General features: G+C 68.2%; 16 protein-coding genes. 11 read left to right on the top strand and 5 right to left on the bottom strand.

The window, feature by feature from the left end:
- Window positions 1–5 precede the first annotated feature (5 nt).
- The 4 genes from ACJH71_RS19595 to ACJH71_RS19580 are packed head-to-tail and all read left to right on the top strand — an operon-like array spanning window position 6 to window position 3414.
- Window positions 6–1703 carry an MCE family protein gene (locus tag ACJH71_RS19595; protein WP_406759644.1) on the top strand — a complete coding sequence of 566 codons (1698 nt, stop codon included), beginning with the start codon at window positions 6–8 and terminating at the stop codon, window positions 1701–1703.
- Window positions 1700–2371, top strand: a complete 672-nt coding sequence (locus ACJH71_RS19590) for a mammalian cell entry protein (RefSeq protein ID WP_406759643.1) — start codon at window positions 1700–1702, stop codon at window positions 2369–2371. The genes ACJH71_RS19595 and ACJH71_RS19590 overlap by 4 nt, the downstream gene beginning before the upstream one ends.
- On the top strand, window positions 2350–2856 hold the full coding sequence (locus ACJH71_RS19585; protein WP_406759642.1) for a mammalian cell entry protein: 507 nt from the start codon (window positions 2350–2352) through the stop codon (window positions 2854–2856). The genes ACJH71_RS19590 and ACJH71_RS19585 overlap by 22 nt, the downstream gene beginning before the upstream one ends.
- Window positions 2857–2874: 18 nt before the next feature.
- Complete coding sequence (locus tag ACJH71_RS19580; protein WP_406759641.1) at window positions 2875–3414, top strand: hypothetical protein; 540 nt, start codon at window positions 2875–2877, stop codon at window positions 3412–3414.
- A gap of 56 nt (window positions 3415–3470) precedes the next feature.
- Here the strand turns inward: ACJH71_RS19580 and ACJH71_RS19575 are convergent, their stop codons facing one another.
- Both ACJH71_RS19575 and ACJH71_RS19570 read right to left on the bottom strand, forming a co-directional pair.
- Complete coding sequence (locus ACJH71_RS19575; RefSeq protein WP_406759640.1) at window positions 3471–4955, bottom strand: trehalose-6-phosphate synthase; 1485 nt, start codon at window positions 4953–4955, stop codon at window positions 3471–3473.
- On the bottom strand, window positions 4956–5129 hold the full coding sequence (locus ACJH71_RS19570; protein ID WP_109403096.1) for a hypothetical protein: 174 nt from the start codon (window positions 5127–5129) through the stop codon (window positions 4956–4958).
- Between the two features lie 99 nt (window positions 5130–5228).
- Between ACJH71_RS19570 and ACJH71_RS19565 the strand changes: the two genes are divergently transcribed.
- Both ACJH71_RS19565 and ACJH71_RS19560 read left to right on the top strand, forming a co-directional pair.
- The gene (locus ACJH71_RS19565; protein ID WP_406759639.1) at window positions 5229–6161 is read left to right on the top strand and encodes an enoyl-CoA hydratase; all 933 of its coding nucleotides are present in this window, start codon (window positions 5229–5231) and stop codon (window positions 6159–6161) included.
- 91 nt (window positions 6162–6252) lie between these two features.
- Window positions 6253–7074 carry an SDR family oxidoreductase gene (locus tag ACJH71_RS19560; protein WP_406759638.1) on the top strand — a complete coding sequence of 274 codons (822 nt, stop codon included), beginning with the start codon at window positions 6253–6255 and terminating at the stop codon, window positions 7072–7074.
- Window positions 7075–7080: 6 nt separating this feature from the next.
- Here the strand turns inward: ACJH71_RS19560 and ACJH71_RS19555 are convergent, their stop codons facing one another.
- Complete coding sequence (locus ACJH71_RS19555; protein ID WP_406759672.1) at window positions 7081–7956, bottom strand: NAD(P)-dependent oxidoreductase; 876 nt, start codon at window positions 7954–7956, stop codon at window positions 7081–7083.
- Window positions 7957–8017: 61 nt separating this feature from the next.
- Between ACJH71_RS19555 and ACJH71_RS19550 the strand changes: the two genes are divergently transcribed.
- The 3 genes from ACJH71_RS19550 to ACJH71_RS19540 all read left to right on the top strand — a co-directional run bounded on the left by ACJH71_RS19550 (window position 8018) and on the right by ACJH71_RS19540 (window position 10894).
- Window positions 8018–8872 carry an SDR family oxidoreductase gene (locus tag ACJH71_RS19550; protein WP_406759637.1) on the top strand — a complete coding sequence of 285 codons (855 nt, stop codon included), beginning with the start codon at window positions 8018–8020 and terminating at the stop codon, window positions 8870–8872.
- Between the two features lie 205 nt (window positions 8873–9077).
- Window positions 9078–9665 carry a TetR/AcrR family transcriptional regulator gene (locus ACJH71_RS19545; protein ID WP_406759636.1) on the top strand — a complete coding sequence of 196 codons (588 nt, stop codon included), beginning with the start codon at window positions 9078–9080 and terminating at the stop codon, window positions 9663–9665.
- Window positions 9662–10894, top strand: coding sequence for an NADH:flavin oxidoreductase (locus ACJH71_RS19540; protein ID WP_406759635.1), 1233 nt, complete (start codon window positions 9662–9664; stop codon window positions 10892–10894). Before ACJH71_RS19545 ends, ACJH71_RS19540 begins: the two co-directional genes overlap by 4 nt.
- Before the next feature lie 90 nt (window positions 10895–10984).
- Here ACJH71_RS19540 and ACJH71_RS19535 read toward each other — a convergent pair whose 3' ends face one another.
- Window positions 10985–12658: a flavin-containing monooxygenase gene (locus tag ACJH71_RS19535; RefSeq protein WP_406759634.1), complete on the bottom strand. Its 1674-nt coding sequence runs from the start codon at window positions 12656–12658 to the stop codon at window positions 10985–10987.
- A gap of 100 nt (window positions 12659–12758) precedes the next feature.
- Here ACJH71_RS19535 and ACJH71_RS19530 point away from each other — a divergent pair, with 100 nt between their 5' ends.
- Complete coding sequence (locus tag ACJH71_RS19530) at window positions 12759–13535, top strand: SDR family oxidoreductase (protein ID WP_406759633.1); 777 nt, start codon at window positions 12759–12761, stop codon at window positions 13533–13535.
- Window positions 13536–13558: 23 nt separating this feature from the next.
- Window positions 13559–14380 carry an IclR family transcriptional regulator gene (locus ACJH71_RS19525; RefSeq protein WP_406759632.1) on the top strand — a complete coding sequence of 274 codons (822 nt, stop codon included), beginning with the start codon at window positions 13559–13561 and terminating at the stop codon, window positions 14378–14380.
- Window positions 14381–14385: 5 nt separating this feature from the next.
- Here the strand turns inward: ACJH71_RS19525 and ACJH71_RS19520 are convergent, their stop codons facing one another.
- On the bottom strand, window positions 14386–15477 hold the full coding sequence (locus ACJH71_RS19520) for an acyl-CoA dehydrogenase family protein (protein ID WP_406759631.1): 1092 nt from the start codon (window positions 15475–15477) through the stop codon (window positions 14386–14388).
- Between the last annotated feature and the right edge of the window lie 66 nt (window positions 15478–15543).

Below are 15543 nucleotides of genomic sequence, written 5' to 3'. Positions count from 1 at the left end.
CTGCGATGCTGACCCGCCTCGTTCGTATCCAACTCGGGATCTTCGCCGTGGTCACAGTGCTGGCCGTCGGTGCGATCTCGATCCTGTACCTGCACGCCCCGAGCCGGATGGGCATCGGGACCTACAAGGTGACGGCCGACTTCATCGGCGGCGGGGGTATCTACAAGAGCGCCAACGTCACCTATCGCGGCGTGACCGTGGGCCGGGTGGGCGACGTCCACCTCACCGATCATGGTGTCGACGCCGAGATGCGGCTCAACAGCAGCACTAAGATTCCGGGCAATGTCACCGCCACCGTCAAGAGCATGTCCGCGATCGGTGAGCAGTACATCGACCTGGTCCCGCCGGCAGAGACCACGGCAGTCGCGGCGCTCCGTAACGGCGCGCGCATCGGCCAGGATCGGACCGCGATCGGCCAGGACATCGCCGGACTGCTCGACCAGGCGCAGTCGCTGGTCAACAGTGTCTCGAACAGCCGCCTTCGTGATCTGCTGCGTAGCGCGTTCGAGGGGTTCAACGGCTCCGGGCAGGAGCTGGCTCGGATGATCGCCTCGTCGCGGCAGCTGATCGACGAGGCCAATGACAACTTCGACGCGACTTCGAAGCTGGTCGACCAGGTCGAGCCCTTCTTGGATGCCCAGATCCGCGGTGGCGATGGCATCAAGAAGCTGGCCCGGTCGCTGGCGGCGGTCACCACAGAGGTGCGCAACGCCGACCCGCAGCTCCGCGAGGTGCTGCAGGTTCTGCCCAGCGTCGCCGACGAGGCCAACACCACGTTCGACGGAATCCGCGCCTCCTTCCCGACATTGGCGGCCAGCATCGCCAACTTCGGGCGGGTCGGGGTCATCTATCGCAATTCCATCGAACAGGCGCTGGTGGTGTTCCCTGCGCTGATGGCGGCGCTGATCACCGTGGCCGGCGGTGTGCCGATGGAAGAAGGCGTGAAGCTGGACTTCAAGATCGACATGCACGACCCGCCGCCGTGCACGGTCGGCTTCCTGCCCTTCACCGAGATGCGAACACCGGCCGACGAGACCGTCCGCGAGTTGCCCAAGGACCTGTACTGCAAAGCCGCGCAGAATGACCCGTCTGCCGTCCGCGGCGCGCGCAACTACCCCTGCATGGAATACCCGGGTAAGCGGGCGCCGACCATCCAGCTCTGCCGAGACCCGCAGGGCTACGTCCCAGTCGGCAGCAACACCTGGCGCGGACCGCCCGTCCCGTACGACACTCCCATTACCGATCCGCGGATGCTGACGCCGATGAACAAGTTCCCCTACATCCCGCCGTCGACGGATTACGACCCGGGCCCGCCGGTCGTGGCGCTGCCGCCGGGTGTGCCCGCGGGCCCCGGTCCGGCGCCCAACCCGCCGTTCCCGCTGCCGTACCCGCCGAATCAGCTCGGACCCAACCCGCCGGCGCCGTGGCCGTATTACGCGCCGCCGGACCAGAACCTGCCGACTGGCCCCGGGGGCAATGGTGGCCTGCCCGCCTACGGTCGTGACCCCGCGCCGGCACCGGCTCCCGGTCCGGCTCCGGGTCCGCTGCCCGCCGAGGCCAACGGCGTCGCGTACAGCACCTACGACCGGTCCGGAAAGTTCGTGGATCCGGCCGGCAACAGCGGAGTGTTCGTCTCCGGCTCGGACAAGTGGCTGCCCGCGGAGAACTGGGCTGACCTGATGCTCGCGCCGAGGCAGACGTGAGCGGATCCGACGACGCGAAGGTCCGGCGCCGGGCCTCGCGGGCTGCGGGTCCAGCGGGTGATGCCGCCGAAACAACGCCGGCCACGGTACGGATTCCGGCACCCAGCCGCGCCGCGGTGCGGGCGGTTCGACCGGCGGGACCGCCGCCGCGCCGGCGGCCCAACGCCCGCAAGACCGCGCAAGTGGCGGGAGCTGCCGGGCTGGCGGCATCCATCCTGCTGGGCGGGTTGGTCGGTGCGCTCGCGGTGCAACACCGGCATGCCGACATGGCGCAGCAGCGGGACCAGCGATTCGTCGACGCCGCGGTCCAGACCGTGCTGAACATGTACACCTATACGCCCGACACCATCAGCGACCAAGTGGACCTGTTCGTGGCGGGCACCAGCGGCCCGCTGCGCGACACGATGGCAGCGAACGCGGAGAACCTCAAGGCGCTGCTGCGGGAGACCAAGCACAGCTCCGAGGCCGTCATCAACGCCGCGGCTCTCGAAAGCGTCGACAACATCGCCGCCAACGCGTCGGTGCTGGTGGCCATGCGCGCCACCGCCACCGATGTCGATGGCGTCAACAAGCCGTCGCAGCCCTATGCCTTGCGGGTGGTCGTGCACGAAGACGATGCGGGCAATATGTCCGCTTACGATCTCAAATGGCCGGACGGCAGTCGATGACGCGCCGGTGGATATGGCTCGCGGTCCTGGTCGGGCTGATTGGCGCGTTCGTGGGGTTGGGTGCCGCGGCGGGATCGCTGTACTGGAGCCGGGTCGAGGCGCGGGGTGAACAATCGGCCCGCACCGAGTTGGTCCAACTGGCGAAGGACGAGATCCCCAAAGTGCTCGGCTACGAGTACAAGACGGTGGAAGGCAGCCTGACCGAGACCTACCCGATGTTCACCGGCGACTACCGCCGCGAATTCGAGGCCCGGGTGGTCAACGACATCATTCCGCAGGCTCGCGCGCAGCAGTTGGTGAACCAGGTGGACGTCGTCGGCATCGCCGCCATGCCGTCGCATCGGACGTCCGGCTCGGTGTTGGTGTTCGTCAACCGCACCGTGACGGGCAAGTCCAAGGAGAAGTACTACGAGGGCAGTCGCCTACGGGTGGACTTCCGCAAGATCGACCGCAAGTGGCTGATCAGCAATATCGTGCCGATCTAGCTGAAAGGAATGAGCGCCATGGGGAAACTCGTTCGTGGTCTGGTCGCCTTGGCTGCGGCGATGACGGCGGCCACCGGGCTGGCAGTTGAAGCCGGCGCCGACGACGATGCGATTCCGGAAGGCACAGTCGAGGGCGTCTACACCTACAACGACGGTGCGAAGACCGCGACCTGGACGATCTATCCGCTGTGCGTCCCGACCGTCGGTGACGGCCGAGTGCCACTGCACCTGGCCGTGGGCTGCAAGCTGCAGGTCGAAAGCAACGGGCCGCCCGGACAGGCCGGGGCCTACCGGCTGTCGAACGGCCAGTGGACCTACAAGACGCCGCTGCTGGCGGGCACCCGATGCTCCGATGGCAGCACCGCCGGCAGTGACGAGATGTACCAGTTCGACACGTCTCTGCACGGTACCTACACCACGGCGCACAATGCGGTGTGTGGGCTGCAGCCCGGGTTGAGCAAGCGCGCTTTCACGCTGACGTTCGTCTCGCCGCTGCCGAACCCGGTCATCCACTACCCGCTGAACTGCCAGGACAACCCGCAGCACCTGTGTAGCTAGCGTCGATCGCAAGCGCGGCGCCAGCCGGGCGTAGCGGGTCGGCGCCGTCGGCTGAGCTACTCCGCGGAGTCGGCCAGCGCGCCGAGGAACGATCGGGCCCAGCGGTCCACGTCGTGGGCCAGCACCTGACGGCGTAGCGCACGCATCCGTCGGCGGCCTTCCTCGGGGGTCTGGTTGACCGCTGCCTCGATGACGTCCTTGACGCACTCCAGGTCGTGCGGATTGACCAGGTAAGCCTGGCGCAATTCCGCTGCCGCACCGGTGAATTCGCTCAGGACCAAGGCGCCGCCCAGGTCGCTGCGGCAGGCCACGTATTCCTTGGCGACCAGATTCATCCCGTCGCGCAGCGGGGTGACCAGCATGACATCGCTGGCCACGAAGAAAGCGATCAGCTCGTCGCGGGGGACCGGGCGATGCAGGTAGTGTACCACCGGATGGCCGACCTCGCTGTACTCGCCGTTGATATGGCCGACTTGACGTTCGATGTCGTCGCGCAGGATCTGGTAGCTCTCCACCCGTTCCCGGCTCGGAGTCGCCAGCTGCACCAGCACGGTGTCGTCCCGCTTGGCGCGTCCCTCGGCCAGCAGCTCGTTGAACGCCTTGAGTCGGACGTCGATGCCCTTGGTGTAGTCCAGCCGGTCCACGCCGAGCAGCACCTTGCGGGGATGGCCCAGTTCGGCGCGAATCTCCTTGGCGCGCCGACGGATCCCGCGTTCCCGGGCCTTGCGGTCCAGTTCGCCTGAGTCGATCGAGATGGGGAAGGCGCCGACCCGTACGGTGCGATCGGTCAGCCGCACCTCGCCGAACCGGCTGCGCACCCCGACTGAGCCTCGCGAGGTGACGGCGCCGGCCAGGTTGCGGGCCAAGAACAGGAAATTCTGGGCGCCGCCGGCCAGGTGAAAGCCGACCAGGTCGGCGCCGAGCAGTCCGTCGACGATCTCGGCGCGCCACGGCAGCTGCATGAACAGCTCCACCGGCGGGAACGGGATGTGCAGGAAGAAGCCGATGGTCAGATCGGGGCGCAGATCCCGCAGCATCTTGGGTACCAGCTGCAGCTGATAGTCCTGGACCCAGACCGTGGCGCCCGGCGCGGCGGCCCGCGACGCGGCTTCGGCGAAGCGGCGGTTGACATCGACGTAGCGGTCCCACCACTGCCGGTGGTAGATCGGTTTGACGATCACGTCGTGATAGAGCGGCCACAGGGTGGCGTTGGAGAAGCCCTCGTAGTATTCGGCGATGTCGGTGGTGTCCAGCGGAACCGGATGCAGCCGCAGATCCTCGATGTCGATCGGCCCGTCGGGCGCATCGAGGCTGCCGGGCCAGCCGACCCAGGCGCCGCGGCGCTTACGCAGCAGAGGCTCTAGTGCGGTGACCAATCCGCCGGGGCTGCGCTTCCACGCCGTCGTACCGTCCGGGAGCACCTCGATGTCGATCGGCAGCCGGTTGGCCACTACGACGAAATCGGACTCTCCCGGTTCATGCGGCGGTTCCAGTTTCGGCTCTCCTTCGTCGAGCCTCGCTGAACCGACGGCCTCCGGCATCTACGCCCCGTTCTTGTCGGGTGTCGCGGGCCCGATCCCCAGCATGGACAGGAACACCCGACATTCGTCGGCGTCCTCGGCATACGCGGCGACCACTCGCCGGGCCTGGCGCGCGGTGCTGTCGGCCAGCGGTTCCACGTCCTCGATGTCGGCGTGTTCGGATTTAGCAGGCATGCATTGACTCTAGCGAAGTGCGCGCTGTGTCACACCTGGCTCGGGCAGCTCAGGCCGGCCGCCGTAGCCTGTGATGCGAAGACGACGAGGGCGGAGGCAATGGTCACATCGGACACCGCATCGGAGCAGGCTGGCGATACTTCGGATCGCCTGGTCGACTACGAATTGCTCGACGACGGGCGCATCGCCCGGATCTGGCTGAACCGCCCCGACGTGCACAACGCGCAGAATCGCACCCTGCTGGTGCAGCTCGATGAAGCGTTCGGCCGCGCCGAGGCCGATGACACCGTCCGGGTGGTGATCCTGGCCGCGCGCGGCAAGAACTTCTCTGCCGGCCACGACCTGGGTTCGGAGGCCACGTTGCTCGAGCGGCGCCCCGGTCCGGCGCAGCACCCGACGTTCCAATCGCACGGCGCCACCCGCGAGCCGGTCGTGGAGAAGACGTATCTGCAGGAGTGGCACTTCTTCTTCCAGAACACTTGCCGGTGGCGGGACCTGCGCAAGATCACCATCGCGCAGGTGCAGGGCAACGCCATCTCTGCCGGGCTGATGTTGATCTGGGCCTGCGACCTGATCGTGGCCGCCGAGAATGCTCGGTTCTCCGACGTGGTCGGGGTGCGCCTCGGCATGCCGGGTGTGGAGTACTACGCCCACCCGTGGGAATTCGGCCCCCGCAAGGCCAAGGAGCTGCTGCTGACCGGGGACTCGCTGGACGCCGACGAGGCGCACCGGCTGGGCATGGTGTCGAAGGTGTTCCCCACCGATGAGCTGGCGGACAAGACGCTGGAGTTCGCCCGACGTATCGCGAAGCTGCCCACCATGGCCGCGCTGTTGATCAAGGACTCGGTGAACGGAGCCGCCGACGCGATGGGCTTCACCGAGGCGTTGCGGCACGGCTTCCACATCCATCAGCTGGGTCACGCGCACTGGTCGGCTCACAACGAGAACCGGGCCCCGTTGGGGTTGCCGCCCGATGTCGAGGACTGGCGCACCGCCCGGCCCACCGCCGTGGCCCGCCGCGATCAACCCTGAGCTGAGCGCCTTGCGTCGTTCGGCGGGGACGCCGGCCTGAGGCATGGTTCCATAGGTAGAACGTGTTTCAGTTTCGATGTGAGGGGTCGGTGTGCAGCTTTCCTTTGAAGACCGCAGCTACCTGGTCACCGGCGGTGGCAGCGGCATCGGCAAGGCCGTGGCCGCCGCGCTGGCGGCCGCCGGGGCCGATGTCCTGATCGTTGGGCGAGACGCCGATCGATTGGCGAAGGTGGCTGCCGAGCTGGGCGACACCGTCCGTCACCTGCCGACCGACGTCACCGACGAGGACAGCGTGATCGCCGCCGTCGATGCCGCCGTGGCCAAGAACGGCCGGCTACACGGCGTGGTGCACTGCGCCGGCGGGTCGCTGACCATCGGGCCGATCACCCAGATCGACTCGGAGCTTTGGCGGCGCACCGTCGACCTCAACGTCAACGGCACCCTGTATGTGCTCAAGCACGCCGGTCGGGCGCTGGTGCGGGGCGGCGGGGGCTCGTTCGTCGGGATCTCCTCGATCGCGGCCAGCAACACCCACCGCTGGTTCGGCGCCTACGGCCCGACCAAGTCGGCGCTGGACCACATGATGCAGCTGGCCGCCGACGAGCTGGGTGCCTCCTGGGTGCGGGTCAACAGCATCCGCCCGGGCCTGACCCGCACCGAGCTGGTCGCCCCGATCCTGGACTCGCCAGAGCTCAGTGAGGACTACCGCGTCTCGACGCCGCTGCCGCGGCCCGGCGAGGCCGAAGATGTCGCCAACCTGGCGCTGTTCCTACTCAGCGACGCGGCCGGCTACATCACCGGTCAGGTCATCAACGTCGACGGCGGGCAGATGCTGCGCCGCGGTCCGGACTTCTCCTCGATGCTGGAGCCGGCGTTCGGGGCCGACGGGCTGCGCGGAGTGGTCGAAGGCTAGCGGCCGTTAGAGCCCCGCGTCGCGCCCGGCCAGGGTGGTGATCGCCGACCAGTCCAGCTGTCCGCCGCCGTTGGCCAGCAGCGCCAGGAAACGGTCGCGCAGCAGGCTGCCCAGCGGCAGCGGCACGGTCAGTTCCTCGGCGGCCTGCAACGCCAACCGGACGTCCTTGAGCCCGAGGGTGGCGGCGAAACCGGCCGGCTCGAAGCTCTTGCGGGCGATCAGGTCGCCGTAGGTGGCATACGCCGGGGCGTTGAACAGCGTCGAGGTGAGGATGTCGACGTAGCCCGCCGGGTCCACGCCGGCTTTCTCCACCAGCGCGATGGCCTCACCGAGCGACTCGATGACGGTGGCGAGCAGAAAGTTGCCGGACAGCTTCACCAGGTTGGCGGTGTACGGCTGCTCGGACACCACAAAGGTGCGCTGGCCGATCGCGTCGAAAAGCGGCGACACCAGATTCAGTGCCGCCGGCGCGCCCGCCGCGATCACGAAAAGCTTTGCCGCAGCGGCGGCGTCAGGCCGGCCGAAGACGGGTGCGGCGATATAGGACTGCCCTGCTTCCGCGTGCGCGGCGGTGAGCCGTTGGGCGAGCGCCACGCTGATGGTGCTCGACGAGATGTGGGTGCCGCCCGGTGGCAACGACGCCACAATCCCGTCCGGGCCGAACGCGACGTTCTCGACGGCCTCGTCGTCGGCCAGCATCGTCTGCACCACGTCGCCGCGGCAGGTGTCGGCCACCGTGCGTGCCGGCGTGGTGCCCTGCTGTGCCAGGGCGGCCACCTTGGCCGGTGACCGGTTGTAGGCGGTGACAGAATGACCCGCCTTGAGCAGATTGGCGGCCATGCCGCTGCCCATGTTCCCGAGTCCGATGAATCCGATGTGCATGGTGTCCACCATGCCCTGTAAGCCTGTATGACGAAGCGCAACGGATTGAGGAGGACGTGTCGTGGGTGTTTACGCGGTGACCGGGTCGGCATCCGGTATGGGACGCCAGGCGGCGGACAAGTTGCGGGCGGCCGGCCACACCGTGATCGGGGTCGATCTGCGCGACGCCGACGTCGTCGCGGACCTGTCCGGCCCGACCGGACGCTCCGCTGCCGCCGGGCAGGTGCTGGCCCAGTGTGGGGGCCGCCTCGATGGTGCCGTCCTGGCGGCGGGGCAGGGCCCGAAGCCGGGACCGAGCATGCCCCGGACCATCTTCGAGGTGAATTTCCGCGGGGTGGTGGACCTGTTGGAGGCGTGGCGACCGGCGCTGGCCGCCGCTGAGCGCGCCAAAGTGGTGGTGATCGGCAGCAATTCGTCGACCACCATCCCCGCTGTTCCACGTCGCGCGGTGCGCGCCCTGCTGGCCGGCAAGACGGCGCGGGCGGTGCGAACGGTCAAGCTGCTGGGCCCCGCGGCGCCGTCGATGGCCTACGGGGCATCGAAGATCGCGGTGACCCGCTGGGCACGCCGGCACGCGGTGACTCCGGCGTGGGCCGCGGCCGGTATCCGGCTCAACGTGCTGGCGCCCGGCGCGATCCAGACTCCATTGCTCGATGAGTTGTTGGCGATACCGCAGCAGGCCAAAGCTGTTCAGTCGTTCCCAGTGCCGGTCGGCGGCTACGGGAATCCCGCACTGTTGGCCGACTGGATGCTGTTCATGCTTTCGGATGCCGCCGACTTCCTTTGCGGCAGCGTCATCTTCGTCGATGGGGGCACGGACGCCTACTTCCGCAGCGATGACTGGCCACGCAGTCTCGGTATCTCGGGGGTGCCTCGCTACTTGCTGCGGATGAGGTCGTTTCGGGCGCCGTCGTAGAGCCGGCCGTAGCCGTCAGGCCGGCTCGACGGTTACCTGCTCCGAGCCCGTCAGGGGCGAGTTAATGCAAACGGGCAGCTCGACACTCCGCCGGGCGTTCCATTGCAGCCGAACTCAAACGAGCCGAGTGAGATCAGATCGGGACGACAGTCCGCATCGTCAATCAGTGATTGAATCATTGATTGAATCGTGATTTGATACTGCGATGACGCCCACCGGGATACCTACTCGCGAGCATCTGCTGAACGTCACCGAGCGACTGCTGCTGGAATCGGGGTACGACTCGGTTTCGGTCCGCGCGGTCTGCGCCGCCGCGGGGGTGAATCCGGCGGCGGTGCACTACCACTTCGGTTCGAAGGTCGGATTGGTCTCGGCGTTGTTGGAGACCCGGCTGGGACCGCTGTGGGCGGACGCACTGCCTGAAGTCGTGGCTGACTGCGAGATGCCGATCGAGAACGCGGTGCGGATCGTGGTGGAGCCGATAATGGCTCTGGCCGCTGATCCGGCCGGCCGGCTGTACCTGCACCTCTTGGCGCGTCTGCTGTTGGCCCGCGCTGAACTGAACTGGACAAAAGGGTGGTTCACGGTGACGCCGTGGGCGCACATGCTGTGCCGACAGGTGGCCGAACTGAGTGAGAAGGACGCCGCGCAGCGCTGGATGCTCGCGTTCGAGTTGATTTTCGGGCAATTCGGCGATCCCCTCGCCGGCGACCGTCGACTCACCGATCGACAGGTGGACAACCTGCGGGACTTCGTCGTAGCGGGCCTCTCGGCACCCGTGGTGCGACGGTGAGCGGCGAAGCGGCCGATGTCTTCGGTCGAGCCGAGCTCGGGCCGATCTCGTTGCGAAACCGCATCATCAAGGCGGCAACCTTCGAAGGGCGCACGCCCGCCGGGAAGGTCACCGACGACTTGATCGATTTTCACCGTACTGTGGCGGCCGGCGGCGTCGGGATGACGACCGTAGCCTATTGCGCCGTGTCCGCGGAGGGGCGAACCGAACGCGACCAGATCGTCATGACGCCTGAGGCTGTCGACGGCCTGCAGCGCCTGACCGATGCTGTCCATGCCGAGGGGGCAGCAGCGTGTGCCCAGCTCGGACACGCCGGACCCGTCGCCAACGCCAAGTCCAACGGTGTGCCCGCGGTCTCGCCGAGCAGACTGTTCAGTCCACTCGCAATGGCTCCCACCCGCCGTCCCGATTCCGAGGATCTGCGCCGAATAGTCGCCGACCACGCAATGGCGGCCAAGGTGGCGGCTGCTTCCGGATTTGATGCCGTTGAGCTTCATTTTGGGCACAACTACCTGGTCAGCTCTTTTTTCAGTCCACTGCTGAACCGACGGCGCGACGGCTACGGTGGCAACCTCGCCAATCGTGCGCGGTTGGCCCGAGAGATCGCCGTGGCGGTCCGAGCAGAGGTCGGTGATCGCGTTGCCCTCACCGCGAAACTCAATATGGAAGACGGGTTCCCGGGTGGCCTGCGCATCGAAGAGGGCCTGCAGATAGGTAGATGGTTGCAGGATGACGGTGCGCTGGACGCGCTTGAGCTGACAGTGGGTAGCTCGCTGCTCAATCCGATGTACTACTTCCGTGGACGGGCTCCTCGGGCCGAGTTCGCCGGCGTCTTCCCCCGGCCGTTGAACTGGCTGTTGGCGACGGTGGGCCGGGCGTTTTTGCGCGAATACCCTTACCAAGAGCTCTATCTGCTCGACCTGGCCCGTCAGTTCCGGTATGAGCTGACGATCCCGCTAATCCTTCTCGGCGGCATCACCAACCGTCGCAGCATGGATCTGGCCATGAAGGAGGGCTTCGACTTCGTGGCGGTGGCCCGAGCTCTTCTGCGGGACCCAGGCCTGGTGAGGAGGGTCAATGCTGACCCGGAAAGTCCTTCGGTGTGCACGCACTGCAACCGCTGCATGGTGACGATCTTTGACCGGACCCGATGCGTTCTGCGGCCTACCGGAACGGTCGAGCCGCTGTCCTCCGGTGGTGATCTCCTCGACATTGAACCACTCTCTTAAGAGGCGTTTCAACAGCTCGGCTCGGGTTCTTGGGTAACGCGTCGACGAAGAACAACTGCTGGGGCTCGATTTCGCGACCGGCCCCTTGTCTCAAGGCATCTGCCCTGAATTGCCCCGCGATGGTGGGGCCTCAAAAGAGGCGCTGCGTTGCGGTTCAGGAGTCCGGGCGCCGTCGACGACGTCGAATCCCTTGTAGCCCGCGGCCGCCACGTCGGAGATGATGGCGCCGTAGGTGCCGAAGCCGCCGACGAACGGCATGAAAACGCGCGGCCGCCCGGTGATGTTGGCGCCCAGATACCACGAATTCGCCTGCGTCATCAGGGTGTCCGCGGCGCGCTGGGCGCACTCGGCGCCCCAGTCCGCGGCCGCGTCGGGGCGGGCCTCCAAGGCGGCGGCGCCGTGCGCATCCAGGTATGCGATGGCCTCGGCAACCCAGTCGACGTGCAGTTCGGAATGCAACACCATGTTGGCCAGCACCGACGGGCTGCCCGGGCCGGTCATGTTGAACAGGTTCGGGAATCCGGGAACGCTCAACCCGAGGTAGGTGAGGGGTCCACCGGCCCAGGCGTCGTTGAGTGTCACGCCGTCGCGCCCGACGATGTCGATCTTGGCGACCGACCCGGTCATGGCGTCGAAGCCGGTCGCGAAGACCAGGACGTCCAGATCGTGGTGTGCCGCGGTGGTGCAGATGCCGTGTTCGTCGATCCGCTCGATCGGGGTGGCGCGCAGGTTCACCAGATGCACGTGGTCGCGGTTGAAGGTCTCAAAGTAGTTGTCGTCGGTGCAGATCCGCTTGGCGCCGATCGGATGGTCCGTGGGAATCAGCAGTTCGGCTGTCGCCGGGTCATCGACGATCGCGCGGATCTTGTTCTCCCAGAACTTCCGTGCCGTGTCGTTGGCCGCCAGGGTGACCAGCTGATCGGGGAAGGTCTTGGAGAACAGCACCCCACCGAGCTGCCAGCGTCGCTCGTAGGCGGCGTCGCGCTCCTCGGCGCTCAGCTCAAGCGCCGAGGACGGGTGCGGCTCGTGCGGTGAGCCTCCGCCGCTGGCCCGCGACAGCCGCCGGCGTTCGGCGTAGCCGGCCTTTTGTGCTGTGCGAGTGGCCTCGTCCAGCGGCCCGTTGCCGGCCGGAATGCTGTAGTTGGCGGTGCGCTGAAACACCTCCAACCGGCTGGCCTGCGCGGCGATCGGCGGGATCACCTGAATACCCGAGGAACCGGTGCCGATCACCCCGACTCGCTTGCCGGTGAAATCCACGCCGCCGTGCGGCCAGTGCGCCGTGTGATAGGTCTCGCCGGCGAACGACTCCAGTCCCTCAATCGCCGGGACATTGGCGTTGGACAGTGGCCCGACCGCGAGCACACAGAACCGGGCGTTCACCTCCTCGTCCGCGGCCGTGCGGACCTGCCAGGCCAACGTTGTCTCGTCGAGGACCATGCTGGTCACCCGCGTCCCGAACGAGATGTCGCGTCGCAGATCGAAGCGGTCGGCGACGTGATTGAGGTAGCGCAGGATCTCCGGTCCGGTGGCGTACTTCTCGGTCCAGTCCCAGTCCTGCTGTAGCTGGGAGTCGAAGGAGTAGGAGTAGTCCACGCTTTCGACGTCGCAGCGGGCGCCGGGGTAGCGGTTCCAGTACCAGACCCCGCCCACCCCGTCGGCCGCTTCGAACACCCGCACCTTCAGCCCGTCACCGCGCAGGCGGTGCAGCGCGTAGAGGCCGGCGAAGCCCGCGCCGACCACCACCACGTCCACGTTCGTCTCCATGACCGGCGACCTTAGGAACCCTGGGCTTCGCCCCACACCGGCTGTCTCGCTGGGTGGGACTGGCTGTGACGTGGGGCGCCCGTGCCCCGAAGCTATGGCCATGCTCACCAACACGGCCCGGCTGGCCGGCAAAGTCGTCCTGATCACCGGCGGTGCGCGCGGCCTGGGCGCCGCGTTCGCCCGGCACATCGTCGACGGCGGCGGCCGGGTGGTGATCGGCGACCTCCTCGACGACGACGGGGCAACGCTGGCCACCGAACTCGGCGACGCCGCGCGCTATGTCCACCTCGACGTCACCGACCCGGCCGACTGGGAAGCCGCGGTGCGGTCGGCGATCACCGAGTTCGACGGGCTGACCGGGCTGGTCAACAACGCCGGGGTGGCCACCGGGCAACTCGTCGAGCACGAGCCCGTCGCGCACTTCCGCAGTGTGCTGGAGGTCAACCTGGTGGGCGTGTTCAACGGCATCCAGGCCGTCATCGCGCCGCTGCGAGCCGCCGGCGGAGGTTCCATCGTCAACATCTCGTCGGCCGCCGGGCTGATGGGCCTGGCGCTGACCGCCGGGTACGGCGCATCCAAGTGGGGGGTACGCGGCCTGTCGAAGATCGCGGCGGTCGAACTGGCCGGCGAGAAGATCCGGGTCAACTCGGTGCATCCCGGCATGACCTACACCCCGATGACCGCGCAGGTCGGCATCGCGCCCGGAGAGGGGCAGTACCCGAACACCCCGATGGGCCGCGTCGGCCTGCCCGAGGAGACCACCGGGGCGGTCGGCTTCCTGCTGTCCGATGAGGCCGCCTACATCACCGGCGCGGAGATCGCCGTCGACGGCGGCTGGACCGCGGGGCCCACCGTGAAATACGTGATGGGGCAGTGACGCCGCGGGGATAATGCGCTCGTATGGATGCCACGTCGATGGTGGCGCGAGTGGCGCTGATCACCAACCTGTTCGACGAGCCCGGCAAACGGCTGCGGCTCGACCAGGTGGTGGCCCGCACCGGGCTGCCGCGTTCGTCGGTGCACCGAATCCTGACCCAGCTGGAGTCGGCCGGGCTGGTGCGGCATCGGCCGGACGGCTACGGCATGGCCTCCTCACCGCTGCCGGTGTCGCAGATCGTCGACCACGCCGAACTGCGCGGCGTAGCCTCGCCGACCCTGGCCCGCCTGCACTCGGACACCCGGCTGGTGGTGCATCTGGGGGTGCTGCTCGGCGCCGACGTGGTCTATCTCGACAAGGTCGCCGGCGACGGTGGCACGCTGGTACCGACCCGGGTGGCCGGCCGTACTCCGGCGTACGCCAGCGCATTGGGCAAGGCGCTGCTGGCGCGATTGCCGGCCGAGGATGTCGATGCGCTCGTCGGCGACCGGCTGGCCAAACGCACTCGGGCCACCATCGGTGACCGGGCCACGCTGCACCGCGAACTGGCCCGGATCCGCAGCCGGCACGGGCTGGCCTACGACACCGAGGAACTGGCGGTGGGCTTGTCCAGTGTCGCCGCGCCGATTCGGGCGGGCGACGGCGTGATCGCCGGGCTGTCGCTGACGGGCGCGGTACCGATGCACCGGCTGCAGCGCACCGCGCCGTTCGTCATGCGCGCCGCGGGCCGGATCTCCCACGAGTTGAGCGGTTCCGCCCCCGCCGACGGCCAACAGCGCGAGGCCGAGACCGACAGCATGCTTTCCCGGGTGTTGCGCACCATCTCCGCCGACGCGTGGGTCTGAACGCCTCACAGGATGAGGTCGTCGACGGGCAGCCCAAAGGCGAACTGTCCCACCGCCGTCAGCACCCGCTCCACGTCATTGGCGGCGTGTAGCCGCGCGGTCTGCAGGTCGCGCCAGACCCGGTCCAGTCGGGCGTCCGCAGTGGCGCCGGCCTGCGCGACGCAGCGCTCGACCGCCTGCATCGCCCGCTCGAACGCCAGCACCTGATCGCGGCGGGCCCGCAGCATCAGCTCGGCGTCGGGGACGCTGCCCGACCGGGCACGCTCGCCGAGCTCGGCCAGGTTGCGCCGGATCTGCAGCCTGGACACCTCCAGCCCCGCGGCCGCCATGGCCAATTCGCCCAGCGGGTTCGTCATCTGTTCGCGATGCGCGTCGAGCACTCCCGCGGCGGCGCCGAGCAGTGGCGCGGTGCCGGCGTGGGTGTACAGCGTGGGCTGGGGGAGCCGATACAGCGGTGCGAGCGCGGCCCGTTGCGCGTCACTGACCCAGCCGAAGCAGTGCTGGGCCGGTACCGGAGCGCCGGACACCACCACGTCGTGTGCGCCGATCCCGCGCAGCCCCAGGCTGTTCCAGGTCGGCTCGACCGTGTAGTGCTCGCGGGGCACCAACGCCACCGTGAAGTCCTCCGCGGCGCCGTCCACCCCGACCACCAGTGCCCCGGCGATCAGCCAGGAGGCGTGCTGCACCCCGGCGCAGCGGCTCCACCGCCCCGACAGTCGAAAACCGTCGCCGGCTCGCTCCAGGCGGCCGGTGGGGGCGTAGGCCGAACAGATCAGTGCGCCCGGATCGGCGCCCCAGACATCTCGCTGGGCCGCACCGTCGAACAGGGCCAGGTGCCAGGAGTTGACCGCCAGCGCGGCGGCCAGCCATCCGGTCGAGGTGCAGGCCGCCGATATCTCGGTGACCACCGCCAGGTAGCTGTCGGGATCGGTCTGCCGACCGCCGAAGCCGCCGGGTTGCAGCAGCGCGAACACGCCCGCATCGCTCAGGCCCGCGACGGTGTCGGATGGCACCGCGCCGGCCCGGTCGACACTGTCGGCGGCCGCGGCGATCGCCGGCAACAACGGCCGAACCGCCGCCAACACGCCCTCGGCCATGCGCACCGCCCTTCGTGTCGTGGATAGCATTCATTGTGGCGCCGGCCGCACGTCCGCGAGGAGAAT

The sequence above is a fragment of the Mycobacterium sp. SMC-15 genome, assembly GCF_045310925.1.
Taxonomy (GTDB): Bacteria; Actinomycetota; Actinomycetes; order Mycobacteriales; family Mycobacteriaceae; genus Mycobacterium.
The sequence above is the reverse complement of the archived record's forward strand: the minus strand, read 5'-3'. Positions and strand labels throughout refer to the sequence as shown.

Excerpts from the sequence above, each read along its gene's own strand:
- ACJH71_RS19535 (WP_406759634.1), bottom strand. The coding sequence starts at position 12,658 with ATGGAGACGAACGTGGACGTGGTGGTGGTCGGCGCGGGCTTCGCCGGC.
- ACJH71_RS19520 (WP_406759631.1), bottom strand. The coding sequence starts at position 15,477 with ATGGCCGAGGGCGTGTTGGCGGCGGTTCGGCCGTTGTTGCCGGCGATC.
- ACJH71_RS19595 (WP_406759644.1), top strand. The coding sequence starts at position 6 with ATGCTGACCCGCCTCGTTCGTATCCAACTCGGGATCTTCGCCGTGGTC.
- ACJH71_RS19555 (WP_406759672.1), bottom strand. The coding sequence starts at position 7,956 with ATGCACATCGGATTCATCGGACTCGGGAACATGGGCAGCGGCATGGCC.
- ACJH71_RS19545 (WP_406759636.1), top strand. The coding sequence starts at position 9,078 with ATGACGCCCACCGGGATACCTACTCGCGAGCATCTGCTGAACGTCACC.
- ACJH71_RS19580 (WP_406759641.1), top strand. The coding sequence starts at position 2,875 with ATGGGGAAACTCGTTCGTGGTCTGGTCGCCTTGGCTGCGGCGATGACG.
- ACJH71_RS19570 (WP_109403096.1), bottom strand. The coding sequence starts at position 5,129 with ATGCCTGCTAAATCCGAACACGCCGACATCGAGGACGTGGAACCGCTG.
- ACJH71_RS19525 (WP_406759632.1), top strand. The coding sequence starts at position 13,559 with ATGGATGCCACGTCGATGGTGGCGCGAGTGGCGCTGATCACCAACCTG.
- ACJH71_RS19585 (WP_406759642.1), top strand. The coding sequence starts at position 2,350 with ATGGCCGGACGGCAGTCGATGACGCGCCGGTGGATATGGCTCGCGGTC.
- ACJH71_RS19575 (WP_406759640.1), bottom strand. The coding sequence starts at position 4,955 with ATGCCGGAGGCCGTCGGTTCAGCGAGGCTCGACGAAGGAGAGCCGAAA.
- ACJH71_RS19565 (WP_406759639.1), top strand. The coding sequence starts at position 5,229 with ATGGTCACATCGGACACCGCATCGGAGCAGGCTGGCGATACTTCGGAT.
- ACJH71_RS19530 (WP_406759633.1), top strand. The coding sequence starts at position 12,759 with ATGCTCACCAACACGGCCCGGCTGGCCGGCAAAGTCGTCCTGATCACC.